General features: G+C 59.6%; 15 protein-coding genes. 9 read left to right on the top strand and 6 right to left on the bottom strand.

Annotated elements, in window-relative coordinates:
* From AC6RA8_RS15970 to AC6RA8_RS15955, 4 genes are all read left to right on the top strand, one after another.
* Positions 1 to 287, top strand: a 287-nt coding sequence (locus AC6RA8_RS15970) for a DUF188 domain-containing protein (protein ID WP_500353877.1), incomplete at its 5' end; no start/stop codon positions are given.
* Positions 284 to 904: an HAD family hydrolase gene (locus tag AC6RA8_RS15965; RefSeq protein WP_500353875.1), complete on the top strand. Its 621-nt coding sequence runs from the start codon at positions 284 to 286 to the stop codon at positions 902 to 904. The genes AC6RA8_RS15970 and AC6RA8_RS15965, both read left to right, overlap by 4 nt.
* Entirely contained in the window at positions 901 to 1,815 is a 915-nt protein-coding gene (locus AC6RA8_RS15960; RefSeq protein WP_500353873.1) for an ornithine cyclodeaminase family protein, read from the top strand. Before AC6RA8_RS15965 ends, AC6RA8_RS15960 begins: the two co-directional genes overlap by 4 nt.
* A complete protein-coding gene (locus tag AC6RA8_RS15955) occupies positions 1,800 to 2,726 on the top strand; it encodes an alpha/beta fold hydrolase (RefSeq protein ID WP_500353872.1) in 927 nt (308 codons plus the stop codon). The genes AC6RA8_RS15960 and AC6RA8_RS15955 overlap by 16 nt, the downstream gene beginning before the upstream one ends.
* Here the strand turns inward: AC6RA8_RS15955 and AC6RA8_RS15950 are convergent.
* Positions 2,723 to 3,967 (bottom strand): MFS transporter, encoded by a 1,245-nt coding sequence (locus AC6RA8_RS15950; protein WP_500353870.1) that lies wholly within the window; start codon positions 3,965 to 3,967, stop codon positions 2,723 to 2,725. The two genes, AC6RA8_RS15955 and AC6RA8_RS15950, sit on opposite strands and share 4 nt — an antisense overlap.
* A 136-nt stretch (positions 3,968 to 4,103) precedes the next feature.
* On the opposite strand from AC6RA8_RS15950, the gene zapE reads away from it, so the two are divergent.
* Entirely contained in the window at positions 4,104 to 5,159 is a 1,056-nt protein-coding gene (zapE, locus tag AC6RA8_RS15945) for a cell division protein ZapE (protein ID WP_500353878.1), read from the top strand.
* Here zapE and AC6RA8_RS15940 read toward each other — a convergent pair.
* The 5 genes from AC6RA8_RS15940 to AC6RA8_RS15920 form a co-directional block, all read right to left on the bottom strand.
* Positions 5,156 to 5,725 carry a hypothetical protein gene (locus tag AC6RA8_RS15940; RefSeq protein WP_500353868.1) on the bottom strand — a complete coding sequence of 190 codons (570 nt, stop codon included), beginning with the start codon at positions 5,723 to 5,725 and terminating at the stop codon, positions 5,156 to 5,158. The two genes, zapE and AC6RA8_RS15940, sit on opposite strands and share 4 nt — an antisense overlap.
* Positions 5,726 to 5,864: 139 nt before the next feature.
* Complete coding sequence (locus AC6RA8_RS15935; RefSeq protein WP_500353866.1) at positions 5,865 to 7,142, bottom strand: bifunctional folylpolyglutamate synthase/dihydrofolate synthase; 1,278 nt, start codon at positions 7,140 to 7,142, stop codon at positions 5,865 to 5,867.
* A complete protein-coding gene (accD, locus tag AC6RA8_RS15930) occupies positions 7,139 to 8,077 on the bottom strand; it encodes an acetyl-CoA carboxylase, carboxyltransferase subunit beta (protein ID WP_500353865.1) in 939 nt (312 codons plus the stop codon). Before accD ends, AC6RA8_RS15935 begins: the two co-directional genes overlap by 4 nt.
* A 57-nt stretch (positions 8,078 to 8,134) precedes the next feature.
* The gene (locus AC6RA8_RS15925; protein ID WP_500353863.1) at positions 8,135 to 9,040 is read right to left on the bottom strand and encodes a CPBP family intramembrane glutamic endopeptidase; all 906 of its coding nucleotides are present in this window, start codon (positions 9,038 to 9,040) and stop codon (positions 8,135 to 8,137) included.
* Entirely contained in the window at positions 9,040 to 12,123 is a 3,084-nt protein-coding gene (locus AC6RA8_RS15920) for an ABC transporter transmembrane domain-containing protein (protein ID WP_500353861.1), read from the bottom strand. Before AC6RA8_RS15920 ends, AC6RA8_RS15925 begins: the two co-directional genes overlap by 1 nt.
* 167 nt (positions 12,124 to 12,290) lie before the next feature.
* On the opposite strand from AC6RA8_RS15920, the gene ilvD reads away from it, so the two are divergent.
* The 4 genes from ilvD to AC6RA8_RS15900 form a co-directional block, all read left to right on the top strand.
* On the top strand, positions 12,291 to 14,054 hold the full coding sequence (ilvD, locus tag AC6RA8_RS15915) for a dihydroxy-acid dehydratase (protein WP_500353859.1): 1,764 nt from the start codon (positions 12,291 to 12,293) through the stop codon (positions 14,052 to 14,054).
* Positions 14,035 to 14,682: a hypothetical protein gene (locus AC6RA8_RS15910; RefSeq protein WP_500353858.1), complete on the top strand. Its 648-nt coding sequence runs from the start codon at positions 14,035 to 14,037 to the stop codon at positions 14,680 to 14,682. Before ilvD ends, AC6RA8_RS15910 begins: the two co-directional genes overlap by 20 nt.
* Positions 14,683 to 14,731: 49 nt before the next feature.
* Complete coding sequence (locus tag AC6RA8_RS15905) at positions 14,732 to 15,505, top strand: DUF6478 family protein (RefSeq protein WP_500353856.1); 774 nt, start codon at positions 14,732 to 14,734, stop codon at positions 15,503 to 15,505.
* Positions 15,506 to 15,518: 13 nt separating this feature from the next.
* Positions 15,519 to 15,868: hypothetical protein (locus AC6RA8_RS15900; protein WP_500353854.1), on the top strand; the 350-nt coding region annotated here is incomplete at its 3' end.

The raw sequence follows: 15,868 nt of genomic DNA, 5'->3' as shown, positions 1-15,868 counted from the left end.
TCGCCGACATGTGGATCGCCGACCGGGCGGGCGCGGGTGACGTGGTGATCACCGGAGACATCCCACTCGCCGCCAAATGCGTGGAAGCTGGCGCTCGAGTTCTGAAGCACAATGGCGAGGCACTGACACAGGCCAATATCGGCAATGTGCTGGCCACCCGTGACCTAATGGCGGACCTGCGTGCAGCAGACCCGTTTCGACAGGGCGGCGGCAAAGGCTTTACCAAGGCCGACAGATCGCGTTTTCTGGACGCATTGGAACGAGAATTGAGGGCCGCCAAACGATGACGATCAAAGCTGTGGTATTCGACATCGGCAACGTGTTGATCGAATGGCAACCCGAGCGCTTCTATGATAGCGTGATCGGCGAGGATCGCCGCCGCGCAATGTTTGAACAGGTCGACCTGCACGGCATGAACGACAAGGTGGACATGGGTCACCCGTTCACCGAAACCATCTATGCCACGGCAGAAGAGTACCCGGATTGGCGAGACGAAATCCGCATGTGGCACGACCGATGGATCGAGATGGCCTCGCCCGCCATCGACCACTCGGTCCGTTTGATGAAGGCGCTACAGACCAAAAGCGTCCCTGTCTTCTCCCTGACGAACTTCGGGATCGGCAGTTACGACTTCGCCGCCACCCGCTACGATTTTCTGAACGACTTCGACCGCGATTTCATCTCGGGCCACATGCAGGTCATCAAGCCCGACCAGACCATCTACGAGATGCTGGAACAAAAAAGCGGGTTGAGCGGAAACAGCCTGATTTTCACGGATGATCGCGCCGACAACATCAACGCCGCACAAGCGCGCGGTTGGCGGACCCACCATTTTGATGGCCCCGAAGGCTGGGCCAAACGTCTTGTCGCTGAGGGGCTACTGACCGAAAGCGAGGCGGCGTGACATCCGTTCCCGTCATCCCCTTTGCCGAAGGCGATGCCCTGTTGGACTGGATCGGCCTGACCGACGCGCTGGCCGAAGGACACACGCTTTCCAAGGCGGAGATTGGCGATACGTTCCTCTATCGCGATCCGGACACATTGCTGAGCCGGGCAGCGTGGATCGACGGGATGGGTATGGCGGTCAAAACTGCCACCGTGTTTCCGGGCAATCCCGGTCGCGGCGCACCGATGATCAATGGCGGTGTGAACCTGTATTCAGATGGTGACGGAACACTGCAGGCCATCATCGATTTTCATCTCGTGACCAAGTGGAAGACGGCAGGCGACAGCCTGTTGGCCGCGCGCAGATTGGCCCGCCCTAACAGCAAAAACATCCTGATCGTCGGGGCAGGAACGGTGGGGCGGTCGCTGCATGACGCGTACTCGGCCGCTTTCCCAGACGCGCATTTCCAAGTCTGGAACCGCACCCGCGCCAATGCCCTGGCCATGGCAACAGAACGCCCAATGCTGACCGTTGCCAATGATCTGGAACAGGCCGTCCGCAGCGCTGACATCATCACCAGCGCCACCATGTCGACGGAACCGCTGATACATGGCGAATGGTTACAGCCCGGACAGCACATTGACCTGATCGGTGCCTACCGGCCAGACATGCGCGAGGTTGACGATGCAGCCCTGCAGAAGTCCCGTGTTTTTGTCGACAGTTTCGACACCACCATCGGCCATATAGGCGAGGTGAAAATCCCTCTTGAGGCGGGCACGATCACCCGCGACCACCTATTGGCTGACTACTATGACCTGGATGCGTTCCAACGCGCGCATGATGATATCACCCTGTTCAAGAACGGGGGCGGCGCGCATTTGGACCTGATGACCAGCCGCTACATACTAGATCGGTGGATAGCAAAATGATGTGGGTCACGCTGGTACTGCTTGGCCTGCTGGCAATCCCGGTCACCATCGAACTCACGCGCTCGGGCATGACGGACGCAGTGCGGGCCAAGGCGCCGGGCCAGTTTGCACTGCTGTCCCAAGGCACCACGCATTTCGAATGGCTGGGACCTGAACGTGGCCCCGTCGCCGTCTGCATTCACGGCCTGACCACGCCATCCTTTGTTTGGTACGGCATGGCCAAGGGGTTGGCGCTCATGGGGTTCCGGGTGCTGATCTATGACCTCTACGGCCGCGGATACTCGGACCGGACGCGCGGAAAACAGGATGCCGACTTCTTTGACCAACAACTGACCGACCTCTTGGCACATGAGAATGTGGGCAATCACCTAACAGTCCTTGGCTACTCAATGGGTGGGGCAATCGCGGCCCATTTCGCGGCACGCCATCCCGAACGGGTCAAACAACTGATCCTCTTGGCCCCTGCGGGGATGTTCGAACTGGCGGGTCGCAAGATTGCAGCTGCCCGTGACCTTCCGGTTATCGGCGATTGGCTGTTTCTGGCCGCCTACCCATGGGAAGTTCGTCGCGGTATCGCGTCCGAAGCGCATCTGCCCACGTCGGTCGAGGGCATTTATGAGCTGCAAGAAGAAGAAACCGGACGTCGAGGCTATTTTCCCGCCGTCCTATCCAGCTTGCGCGGGCTGCTAAGAACACCGTGCGAAGAACAGCACCGAACCATCGCGGCGGCTGGCGTTCCGGTTCTGTCCGTATGGGGCGATCAGGACGATGTGATCCCCTTGACCAGCAAGAACACACTGGCCGCATGGAACCCCGCGGCCCACCAAGCGGTGATACACGGTGCAGGTCACGCATTGCCGCATACGCATACCGAAGAGGTATTGGACGCAATCCGGGCGTCGCGCGGTTAAGCAGCCACCGGTTGGGCAAGGGGCCGTTCGCGGATCGGCAAATGCACGATCGCACTGAAGGCACCAACAGCAACACCGATCCACCACACCTGTTCATAAGAACCATAAAGGTCATACATCCGGCCACCAAGCCAGACCCCCAGGAACGACCCCAACTGGTGGCTGAAAAAGACGATGCCATAGAGCGTGCCCATGTACCGCAACCCGTAGATGTGCGCGACGAGCCCGCTGGTCAGCGGCACCGTTGCCAGCCAGAGGGAGCCCATCGTTATGGAAAACACAATCACGGTCATGGGTGTCATCGGGAAGATGATGAACAGCGCAGCCACAAGCGTCCGGGCGGTGTAGATACCCGCCAAAAGATACTTCTTCGAAAACCGTTTGCCTGCCCAGCCCGCAGCTAGTGTCCCGGCGATATTGGCCAAACCAATCAACGAAATGGCCCATGCCCCCAATGCCGACGTTGTTGTGATGCCCAGATTGTGCAGCATGCTGCCGGGCACAATCGGGCCGCACACTTCGGTGACAAAGGCCGGGAAATGGGCAGTGACGAACGCCAACTGATAGCCGCAGGAAAAAAACCCAAGGAAAATCAGGGTATAGGACGGATCCTTGAACGCCTTGATCAGTATCTCTCCCATGCTTTCCTCAAGTTCGGCTTTCGACGCCATGGCAGGGGCCCGCATCAACGGCAAGCAGAGGATCAAGGCCACAATGGCCGCAGCAAAGATCAAAAACACGCTCTGCCACGTCATCACCGTCAGCATCCATTCGGCCATGGGCGCTCCAAACACCTGACCGGCAGACCCGGCCGCCGTCGCAATGGCCAGGCTCATGGACCGGTTCTCATCACTCGACGCGCGACCCACAACGGCCAAAATCACGCCAAAGCCAGTCCCCGCGACACCAAAGCCCACAAGCCAGGCATACAGCTGGTGCTCAAGCGGCGTGGTCGACCAAGCTGACAAAACCATCCCTGCTGCATAGGTCAGCGCGCCCATAATGATCGCCTTGCGGTCCCCGATCTTCTCGGCAATCGCGCCAAAGATCGGTTGTCCGATGCCCCATGCAAGGTTTTGGATCGCGATAGCCAACGAAAACTCGGTCCGCAGCCAACCAAATTCTTCGGCAATCGGGATCTGGAAGACACCAAAGGACGCGCGCACAGCAAAGCTGACCATGATGATGACACAGCCCACGATCAGAACCGGCGTAAAGATGGGAGTGCGGGTGGCCGTCATGGCGTTTTCCTTCAAACAATCAACGCGACTGTATGGAGATGACCGCGCAGGTCAAATCAGGATTTCTGCGCCTCACTTAACCAATCCTGAACTGACGATGCTTCCCATGAAGGAACCTGCGCGCTACCACGGGGAAATGACTGATTTGCTGACTGAATATCAGGCGCTTGTGGACAAAGGCGAATTGCAAGCCGACGCTGCGCAACTGGCTGTTCTGCCCGAGTTTGAGCGCATCCGCGCCGCCCTTGCAGCACCCATCAAGAAGGGGTTGTTCCGCAAGGCACCAGAGCCGCCCAAGGGGCTGTACCTGTGGGGTGGAGTGGGGCGGGGAAAATCCATGTTGATGGATTTCTTTGCCTCGCAGGTTGATGTGCCCGCCCGGCGCGTGCACTTCCATGCCTTCATGCAGGAAATCCATGCCGCGATGCACGCCGCACGCAAACGTGGTGTGGACGATGCCATTGCCCCCGTTGCCGCAGATGTTGCAGCATCAGTGCGCTTGCTTGCTTTCGATGAAATGCAGATCACGGACATCACCGACGCCATGATCGTCGGACGTTTGTTCGAAGCCCTGTTCGCGGCAGGGGTTGTGGTGGTCACCACATCAAACCGCGTGCCCGATGATCTGTACAAAGACGGGCTGAACCGTCAGCTTTTTGTGCCCTTCATCGACCTGCTCAAAGACAAGATGGTTGTCTGGGAACTCGCCTCGCCCACCGACTACCGGCAGGACCGGCTGTCTGGCAGCCCGGTTTACTTCACGCCCTTGGGTGCCACTGCACGGGCCGAGATGGATGATATCTGGACTGACCTGTCAGGCGGCGCGGCTGACCCGCTTGATTTGACTGTCAACGGGCGCACCGTGACCGTGCCGCTGTTCCGCAACGGGATCGGGCGCAGTAGCTTTTTCGATCTGTGTTCAAAACCACTGGGACCAGCCGACTACCTTGCCATTGCCGAAGCCTGCAAAGCGCTGATGATAGATGACATTCCCTGCTTGGGGCGCAGCAACTTCAACGAAGCCAAACGGTTCGTTACTCTGATCGACGCACTATACGAGGCGCGCGTGCGGCTGATTTGCTCTGCCGCCGACACGCCCGAGATGTTGTACCTGGAAGGCGAAGGCACGTTCGAATTTGAACGTACGGCTTCGCGCCTGCGCGAGATGCAAAGCGTGGATTGGGCTGCCTAGCCTTGTGATTGGCTGACCAGAGCCATCAAGAGGGTCTCGGTGTCCAGACGCCCCGCCGCCGTGGTCAACTGGCGCGGCAACTTGAACTCACCGCGTGCCGCTGCCGTGTTCAAAAGCGCATCGATATAGGCATTTGATTGCCCTTCGGTCAGCGCCTGCACCAACAAAGCCTGCAGGCGGTCATCTTGGGCAGGCGTGTGGCCAAATCCGATCAGTACAATACCCGTCAGACTGCGCAGGTCCGTATGCCGCGCATCGGTGTCCGTCAGCCGGATCGGCTGACGCAGTTGCCGGCTGACAGCCTCTGACGCGGACAGGGGTTGCGGCGCGAGCAGGGACGTATCCGCACGCGCAACCTCGGCCTCGTCTTCGACGTCTCCAATTGCGGTCTCGGCAAAGGATTGGTCTTCGACCGTGGGGCCGCCCGGTTGCATCAGGATCAACCCGATTGTCACAAACAAAAAGGTTGCCGCAATCACCAGCATCTTGATGTTGGATGAGGAGTATTCCTCCGGCTCTATAGCCGCTCGCGACGCCAATTCTGCCGCATCATCACGCCTGAACATGCTGCTTCCCCAAAGGCAGACCCGTCACGGTTGATCCGTGTTGGGGCCAAAAACTATACTAAATGTAGCAAGTACGGCGCCGTTTGGTCAATATCCTGTGATTTGCTATGATTTCCTGTCGACCAGAGGCCAAGCTGCTTCAGCCGTTTTCACCCAGAACCGCACCGGCCAGATAGAGCGATCCGCAGATCAGGACACGCGCATGCGGATCGCGGGCAAGGATCGCGTCCAACGCCGCACCCACATCTTCGGCTTCGTGTGCCGTGATACCCACCTCACGCGCCGCTTTGGCCGTGTCAGCGGCGGAAAGTGTATTGGCCTCACCCGGAATGGAAAGAGCCGTCAGGCTGTCGACCTCCGCCGCAAGTGGTGCCATATAACCGCCCGCATCTTTGGTATTCAGCATGCCGCAGATCATGTGGGTGGGTCGTTTCGGCAACCTGCGCAGAACACTGGCCAACGCCGCCCCGGCCGCAGGATTATGCCCGCCGTCCAGCCACAGCTCTGCCCCCGCTTGCGCGGCTCGTTCGGCCAGTGGTCCTGAGCGCAGACGCTGCATCCGCGCAGGCCAATGCGCTTGCGTTACTGCAGCATGGCATGCGGCCTCATCACAGCCAAGCTGGCGCAACGCAGCTAGGGCCATTCCGGCATTCTGGATCTGATGATCGCCCGGCAGAACCGGACGGGGCAGGTCCAACAGGCCAACCTCGTCCTGGAATATCATACCGTCCCGTTCGGGCGCTGCATTCCAATGCTGCCCATAGGCCTGCAAAGGTGCACCAAGCCGTGCGGCCTGCGCCTCGATCACATCCAGACCTTCTTCTTCTTGCGGACCGACGATGCAGGGCACACCACGCTTGATGATCCCCGCCTTCTCTCCCGCGATCTTTGCCAACGTGTTCCCGAGGAATGCCTCGTGATCCATGGACACGGGCGTGATGATCGTCTGCGCCGGGGCATCAATGACATTGGTTGCGTCCAACCGCCCACCAAGGCCAACCTCAAGCAGCGTGTAGTCTGCCGGGGTCCGAGCAAAGGCCAGGATGGCAGCGCAAGTCGTAATCTCGAAATAGGTGATGTCGGCACCGCCATTGGCGGCATAGCATTCATCCAGATAAGCCGTCAGATCGGGTTCCGAGATCAGCTTGCCGGCCAACCGTATCCGCTCGTGAAACCGCACGAGATGGGGGGAGGTGTAGGCGTGCACCCTATGCCCCGCAGCCTCAAGCCCTGCGCGGATCATGGCTTGGGTCGAGCCCTTGCCATTTGTGCCCGCGATATGAATGACGGGCGGCAGGTCGTTCTGCGGATTGCCCAACGCCTCAAGCAGTCGCCACACGCGGTCCAGCGTCAGGTCGATCACCTTGGGGTGGAGCGCCATCATCCGTGTAAGGATGGCGTCTGAACCGTTGCTCATTCCTTGGCGGCGTCTTCTGCAACGGGTTCTTCGGGTGCCGGTTCAGCATCGGGTTCAGGGGCTGGCAGATCACCCTTGATGGCTGGCGGCTGGCCCATCAGCATCCGCGTGATGGTGATCAACTCTTCCCGCATCTCGGTCCGCTTGGTCACCCGGTCGAGCATCCCATGATCCAGCAGATACTCGGCCCGCTGGAACCCTTCGGGTAGCTTTTCGCGGATCGTCTGTTCAATCACGCGCGGCCCGGCAAAACAGATCAGGGCGTTGGGTTCGGCAATATGCACGTCACCCAGCATGGCGTAGGAGGCCGTCACCCCACCGGTCGTGGGATGGGTCAAGACGACGATGTAAGGCAGGCCTGCCTCTTTCAGCATCTGCACGGCAACTGTTGTGCGCGGCATCTGCATCAGGCTCAGAATCCCCTCCTGCATCCGAGCACCACCGGCGGCGGAAAACAGGATCAGCGGACGCTTCAGCTTCACCGCCTCTTCAGCGGCGGCGATGATGGCATTGCCCACATACATGCCCATGGACCCACCCATGAAGGAAAAGTCCTGCGCACAGGCAACGATGGGCGTGCGCCCAATCTCGCCCGCTCCGACAAGCATCGCTTCTTCTTCGCCCGTGGATTTCTGGGCGGTCTTCATGCGGTCCGGGTATCTTTTTTGATCGCGGAAATTCAGTGGATCGGCCAGCGGGGCAGGCACTTCGACCTCGGCAAACACCCCCCCGTCAAACAACGCAGTGAACCGATCCCGCGGCGTGATCGCCATGTGGTGACCGCAATTGGTGCAGACGTTCAGATTGTCCGACAACTCGCGGTGAAACAGCATCGTGCCGCACTCATCGCACTTGGTCCACAGATTGTCCGGGGTTTCGCGCCGCGAAAAGATCGAGTTGATCCGTGGCCGGACGTAATTGGTGATCCAGTTCATGTGGGCTTCCTGCTGCCGTTCCGCATTTCAGATAATCCGGTGGATCAGCAAATGCAATCAGGCGCGGATGGCAAGGCGGGCCGCCAGCCAACTGACAAGCATGAACGCGAAGTCGACCGGCAGCCACGCCGCCATCGCTGCTTCGTCCCCCATGCCAAAGGGCAGAACATACAGCGCAAGGCCCGACATCTCGTCCGGGGTTGCGGTCAGCACCATGGCCGAAATGTTGTTGGAAAAGTGGACCGCCATCGCTGGGCCCAACGTACCGGACCGGGCGGTCAGGTCGGCCATAAGCAGGCCGAACATCGTCGCCCAAAGGGCAATGGTGAAGGCGTTGCTACCAGCACTTTCCGGGAGGTAGTGACCCGCGCCGAACAGGGCTGCAGGGGCAAGCATCCAAACCAGGGGCGATCTGAACCGCGCCGCCAGTTGCTGCTGAAGATAGCCTCGAAACACGATCTCCTCTGCGCCGATCTGGACCAGCACGGCGACAAGGGAAAAGGGCAAAAGGATCAACCAGCAGCCAAGGGGCATGTTCAGAGCAAGCGGCTCACCCGCGTCATAGGGCGGCAGCACCCACAGCGCGACGGTCAGCAGGAACATCATGAACAAAACCGCACCGAACTGCCGCACTGCCAAACCAATCGGCCCAAGCAGGGTCGAGGGACGCCGATTGTGCACCATGATCACGACCATGGCAGCTGCGACCGCCAACAGACCCAACTGGAAGAGCAAAAGCAGCATACCGCCAGCTGTCTGACCCGTTTGCGAGTCCCTCAGGATCGTGCGGGCCGTCTCAGGTTCGAGAAGCCCGAGAAGTGTACCAAGCACCAATTGGCTGAGCACAAGGAAAAAGCCTGCCACAAGCACAACGCCCAAAACCAGGCGCCAAATCTGTGCCCGCTCCCGTGCCGGTGCAATGAAAATGTCATGTGGTCGGTAGTCGAAGCTCAGAACACCCATCACGCGTCCAATGGTGGAGGCGGCGGCCCCTCATCTTGCGGAATCTGCACATTGGCCTGGCGCAATAACTCGGCTGCACCGGTCAAGTGCCCGGCAACTGTGTGCAAGAGGCTCATCAGAACAGTTGAATCCTCCTCCAGCACCGAGCGGAACTCGGCTGCGCCGATACGCAGGAATGTCACCTCGGTCAAAGCGGTCAGGTGCAACTGGCGCGGCTCGTTCAGGATGATGGCAAGATCACCAATCAAACGGCCGGGTTCGATGACCGACACTTGCCGGTCTTCACCGTCTTCGCTGTCATAACTCAGCACAGCGCTGCCCTTGACGCACAGATACGCCGCGTCCGGCTTTTCCTCCATTGAGAATATGCGCTGCCCCGGCTCGGCCGTGTACCATTGCGCCGCAAAGGCCAAGAGCCGCTGGTTCCGGCTTTCCACGCCAGAAAACAGCTCTGCCCGTGCAATGACGCGCAGCTTGCGGCTCAGATCATCGGTTTCTTCGTCATCTTCGTCATTGGCCTGAACACCGTCCACACGCCCGTCCTTGATCTCGACAAACAGGTCATAGGCGTCGGGATTATTGAAATTCTCTTCGAGGAAGATCAGCGTTGCATCCGGTAACAGTTTGCGTAGCGCGGCGCGGGTCTCGCGCCGTTGATCAGCACTGTGACTTGCCAGGGCACGGTCCAGAACAAGCACATCTGGGCGTTTGATCCCGGCGCGGGAAAAGGCAGCGCGTTCGTGGAAGATCGTTGGCAAATTGGCCCCACCAAGTCCGGTAGGTATGTCGAAAACGGTTTCAGCCACCTGTCGCCGCAACCCATTGTCGTTGATCAGCTCGGCCACCAGATCCTCGATCAACTCGCCCTTGGTGCCAGCCACCATCGAAACCCGACCATACAAAGCGTTTTCCAACAGGCTCAGGCGGGGCAGGTACGTATCCGGCGCAATTGGAATAAAGATTTCTTCGGTCTGCGCCCGCAAGGCGGCACCGCTTGTCTTTCGGATCTGCACGATCTCGTTCTTGAAGCTTTCGGGAAAGGCGGGACCAATTTGTTCTGCCGTAAAGGCAAACGGCACCGTCAACAGCAACGAAAACTCATCATCGGTCAGCGCCACATCACCCCGTTCCCGACGACGCTGGGAAATGTCGACAAGCTGCTCGTACATCTCTTCTTCGATGTTGAGCGCGGTAAACAGCGGATGGCTTGTGCCATCGCGACCAAAGGTCTGGTGCAGCGTCTCGATCAAGGTCTGCGAGATGGCAATACCCTGTTCCGCCAGCCCGTGCTCAAAGACAAGGTTGATGAACCGGTGATCCCGGGCAAGCCCCTGCTGCGAAATCTCGCGTGAGGGGGACGCAAACAATAGGTTCCCGCCAAGCGGCACCGCCGGGTTGAATTCATCCGGATCAAAGCGATGTACCGCGTCCAGAACACCCTTTTCACGCAGGCAGTCCTCAACTGCCGGACGCAGGCCCACGATGGCCTTGGCCAGTTCCGTGTGTTGTTGCGGATCGATATGACTGACCAACATACGGCGGAACATGAACTCGTCGATGCCCATGGCCTCGACCAACTCGAACCACCACGCCCGCACCTCATCCTCGGTGCCCAGACCAGCAAGGCTTGGATCCACCCAATCGGTGTCCACGCGGTCCAGACTGTTGCCGGACCGCAGCGCTTCCGTGGTGTACCGGTCCTTGCGCCCCTGGTCCCATGGCACGGTGTTCGGGCGGGTCATCAGCGGCATCAACAGGTTGCTGCCCAGCGTGCCGTCAAACAGATACGGGCGTGATTGGGCATAACCGATACGTGCCGACACGACTTCCTGATGCAGGTCTGACAGGTCGTGCCCGGCTATGGTGATCGCCCCGCGTGTTGGCAAAACCTCACGCGTCAGCAACTCTGCCAGCGCCGTTCTTTCCGTCTGGTTCTTGACCTGGATCGCAACGCGCGCGCCTTTGGGAATGGTCAGATCGATCCGTTCCAGAACGGGCGTGTTCTCTGTATTGCGGATGGTCACGTTGTCCAGAACGATATCGCCCTGCAGATGCGGAATGACCTCTGGCTCACCCTCGAACAACGCCTCGTTGATCATGTCGCGCGGGGCAAAGCGATCAGTGACAATCTCCCAACGCAAGGACATGTCCTGCGTCTGGTTGTAGTAGGTCAACAACTCTTTCCATGGGCTGGACAAGTCCTTGTACGCCGCAATTGCAGCCACCAAAGCACCCACCGTGATGTCCCCCCGGATGGCAAGGTAACCGCCCACTGAGTAGAAGAAGAACGGAGTCAGCTGCGTGATGAAGTTGTTGAGAAACTTCATGAAGAACTTCTGCTGGTAGATTTTGAACCGCAGTTCGAAAATCCGGCCCAACCGGTCAGTGAACTGCGCTTGCCGATAGCGCAGGCCCCCATTGGTGCGCAGGTCCGAAATACCCGCCGCACTCTCGCCAATCTCGGCCGAGAAGGCGCGAACTTGCTTGATCCGGTCCTTGTTCAGCAGGTTGATCCGCCGCTGCAGCATGGGGATGATCCACGCTTGCAACGGGATCAACGCGATACCGGCCAGCCCAAACCATACCGATTGCAGGAACAGGAACACCACGATGATCAGCATCTGGCCTGCCTGGAACACGGGCTGGGCCACCATGTCACCCATCAAGCCGCCCATCGGCTCGGCCTCGGACGTGACCATGCTCACCAGCTCACCCTGGCTGGTAGAGCGGAAGTAGCTGCGGGGGAACCGCAGCATGCGACTGATCAACTGGAACCGGAAACGGCGCAGGAGACGTTCGGCCGTCACACCCTTCATCGTGTTCAGCCGCATCTTGAGCAAACCATGTGCCAACACGGCCGCCAGATAGCCAAAGCACAGGGCCAACAGAAACTGGATCTGGCTCAGCTCGTAACCGAAGACGTTTATGATGCTATCCGTGGCCCCAATGGCATCATTGATGATGCGCTTGGGCAATTCCAGCGTGGCGTACAGAAACGGGAACGTCACGACGGTCAACGCAAGCAGCATCAACTGATCGCGTTTCGAGTGCTTCCAGATAAAAGCAAAGATACTGGAATCCATTGTCTATCCCAATCGGCGGCGCCCACGATCCAATTGGCTGCCAATTCAGCCGGGTGCCACGCGTTGGAAACAACTAGTGCCCGCAACGCTTTATTACAACCGCGGGCGCTTGCAGCAGCGCAGGGCAATGGCTATTGCAGTGCGGACGCTTTCAGGGGAGACGCCAGATGCTTAAAGGCAAGTTCGATAAGTCCAAGCTACCCAGCCGGCACGTGACCGAAGGGCCCGCGCGGGCGCCGCACAGGTCCTACTACTACGCCATGGGCATGACCGAGCAGGAAATTCACCAACCGCTCGTCGGCGTAGCGACCTGCTGGAACGAAGCCGCCCCCTGTAACATCGCCCTGAACCGCCAGGCACAGTCGGTGAAGATGGGTGTGAAATCGGCCAGCGGCACGCCGCGCGAATTCACCACCATCACCGTGACTGACGGCATCGCCATGGGGCACGAAGGGATGCGTTCGTCCCTAGCAAGCCGCGAAGCTATCGCAGACACCGTCGAACTGACCATGCGCGGCCACTGCTACGACGCGCTTGTGGGTCTTGCTGGCTGTGACAAGTCCCTGCCCGGCATGATGATGGCGATGATCCGTCTGAACGTGCCGTCCGTCTTCCTTTATGGCGGTTCGATCCTTCCGGGTCGCGCGCCTGTCGGGGCCAAAGTACCGGAGGAATATGCCAACCGCGATCTGACCGTGCAGGACATGTTCGAAGCGGTCGGTCATCAGCAAAACGGCACTATGACCGAGGCTGAGCTGGACATCCTCGAACGCGTTGCCTGCCCCTCTGCCGGGGCCTGTGGCGGCCAGTTCACCGCCAACACAATGGCCTGCGTGTCCGAAGCCATCGGCTTGGCCCTGCCCAACTCTGCTGGTGCCCCTGCACCCTACGAGTCTCGTGACCAATATGCCGAAGCGTCTGGTGCTGCGGTCATGAACCTGATTGAAAAGAACATCCGCGCACGTGACATCTGCACCCGCGAAGCATTCGAAAACGCAGCTCGCGTCGTGGCTTGCACCGGAGGGTCGACAAATGCGGGCCTACATCTGCCCGCCATGGCGCACGAGGCCGGGATCGACTTCTACCTCGATGACGTGTGCGAGATCTTCCGCGACACGCCCTACTTCGTCGACCTGAAGCCCGGCGGTCAGTTCGTCGCCAAGGATCTGTACGAAGCGGGCGGCATCTATGTCGTTATGAAGGAGCTGCGCAAAGCGGGTCTGATCCACGAGGATTGCATGACCGCCACCGGCAATTCCATTGGCGAAGAGCTGGACAAGATCAGCCTCGAAGCCGACGGGCGCGTTATCTACCCGATCGAAAACCCGATCACCAAAACGGGCGGCGTTGTAGGTCTGAAGGGCAACGTGGCCCCTGAAGGCGCCATCGTGAAAGTGGCCGGCATGGAAGCACAGCACCAAATCTTCACGGGCCCTGCGCGCGTGTTCGAATGCGAGCAGGATGCATTCGAATCCGTTCAGAACCGCACCTACGAAGAAGGCGACGTGTTCGTGATCCGCAACGAAGGACCGTCCGGCGGCCCCGGTATGCGTGAAATGCTGGCGACCACGGCTGCTCTGTCCGGTCAAGGGATGGGCAAGAAGGTTGCACTGATCACTGACGGCCGTTTCTCAGGCGCGACACGCGGTTTCTGCATCGGGCACGTCGGTCCCGAAGCGGCCCATGGCGGCCCCATTGCATTGTTGAAAGACGGCGACATGATCACCATCAACGCGATTGAAGGGTCGATCAATGTGGACCTGACGGACGAAGAGCTGGCGGAACGCAAGGCGGCATGGGCTGGCGCACGCGAAACCATCTATGCCTCTGGCGCCCTGTGGAAATACGCGCAGCTTGTGGGTGAGACATACAAGGGCGCGGTCACGCATCCAGGTGCCAAGGCGGAACGGCATGAATACTGGGACCTCTAAGGGTCTCCTGCTCGGCGCGCTGCTTTTCGGACTTGCGGCCTGCGAAGATTTCGCAGGGCTCAACCTTGGCGGCGCGACGGGTGAAAACCTCGCACTCAGCAGCGCTAGGCTGGCGGGCGGCACTGTAAGGCTGGTGCCTCCATCCGGCTTCTGCGTGGACAAGCGCAGCTTGCGTCAAAGCTTTGCTCTCATGGCACGCTGCGACACGCTGGGCGGCAGGCTCACAACCGATGCCCCGCTCGCCATCATCACGGCGACAACGGTCAAGGCAACCGGCGCTGCGCAAATCAGCACATCTGACTTCGAAAGCCCGTCGGAAACGGTAATCGAACGTATTGATGACGCGCCGCTTGCTCTTGTTCAGGTCAAGGGCACACCGCCCAGCCCGGGCATGCGCGACACCTATTGGCGCGGCGCGGCCCGGATCGGAGATCAAGTGATTGGCCTTGCGCTGTATCAAAAGGCCAGTGATGCGGATTTGGGCAATCTTGCACCCAATCTGCTGATCCAAACGGTCGAGCAAACGCAGGAACAATCCATCGTCACCGCTGTTGCATTGCAGGACAATTCTGCAACGCAAACGCTGAAACCGGCAGGCAGGGGGTTTCTCGCGGGTTTATTTGAGTGAAACCTTTGGCATAGATAAACTACCGGCAAGAGAACCGGCGCAGGGGCATATGGCAGGCAACCGCATCTCATTACTGGATAGGGTCACGCACCGTCATACGGTACGCCGTTGGGCGCGCGCTGCCCGCAACGCCAATGATTCCAAGGTTTCCGAGCTGCGTGGGCTACGTTCAGCCGCCCGACTGTTGCGCACCCATCTTGACCGTCTGATCCACCGCGCCGACGAACGCTTGGCTCTGCCTGCCATCGGCTCTACCGCCTTCCCGCGACCACACAACGCCGATTGGGCTTGGCGTCCCGAACTGTGGCGCGGCTCGCTGCCCAGCCCGGGCATGTCTTCGGTTCAGACGAAGTCCATGCTCGGCAACGAGGTTACCCTGTTCCACGACTGCGACTTCAGTGAACTCACCCTCCGCCAACTCCGCAACCTGCGCGAAGAAGACCTCGCGCCCTACGGCGTGCGCCTTGACGTCTTCAAGTTCGACGGTTCGTTCTTGTCGCTTGTCATCGATCTGCCCGAAGATGCGGTCAAAGGTTTGACCAAGAACCACCTGCTCGGCATGAATACGATTGTCGAGATGGAAAAACCGCTCGAAATCTTTGCGCGCCTCAACGTACGCCACGGCCCTAACACCGAACAGATCGTGCGCGAACTGCCTCTGAACCAAGAGGACGTCACGGTCGAGTTCGATCTGGCCTATTCCAAGCTGAACGAAAAGCGGGTCGAACGGGCCTGGATCGACCTGATCTTTGAAGGCCCCGAAATGAACCAGGTCACCCTGCGTGACCTCACCTTCTCGCGCCGCCCCCGCGCCGCCTTGTGATGAAAGGGAAGCGATGAGCACTCTGACCCTCACACCGACCAAGATGCGCTATGGGATCTGGCAGGGATTGATCGAGCAGAACGGCACCGGCGTGCCCCAGATCAAGGTGACGCACCTGAACAACGATGTCCCCGACGTACAAATCACTGAGCAGGGCGAAGGCGGGCAATGGCTGTTGCAGGTACCGATCCCGGCCGAGGCAATCGCTGACGGCGTTCAGGTCTTTGTCATCACCGATGCGACGGACGACGAAAAGCTGGGCCACTTCACCCTGATCGCGGGTGAGGCGTTGGGCGACGATATCCGTGGCGAAGTGGCGCTTCTGCGCGAAGAGCTCGACATGCTCAAACGCGCCTTCCGCCG

Source organism: Tateyamaria sp. (assembly GCF_059783535.1).
Note: the sequence above shows the minus strand (reverse complement) of the source record. Positions and strands in the feature narration are given on the sequence as shown.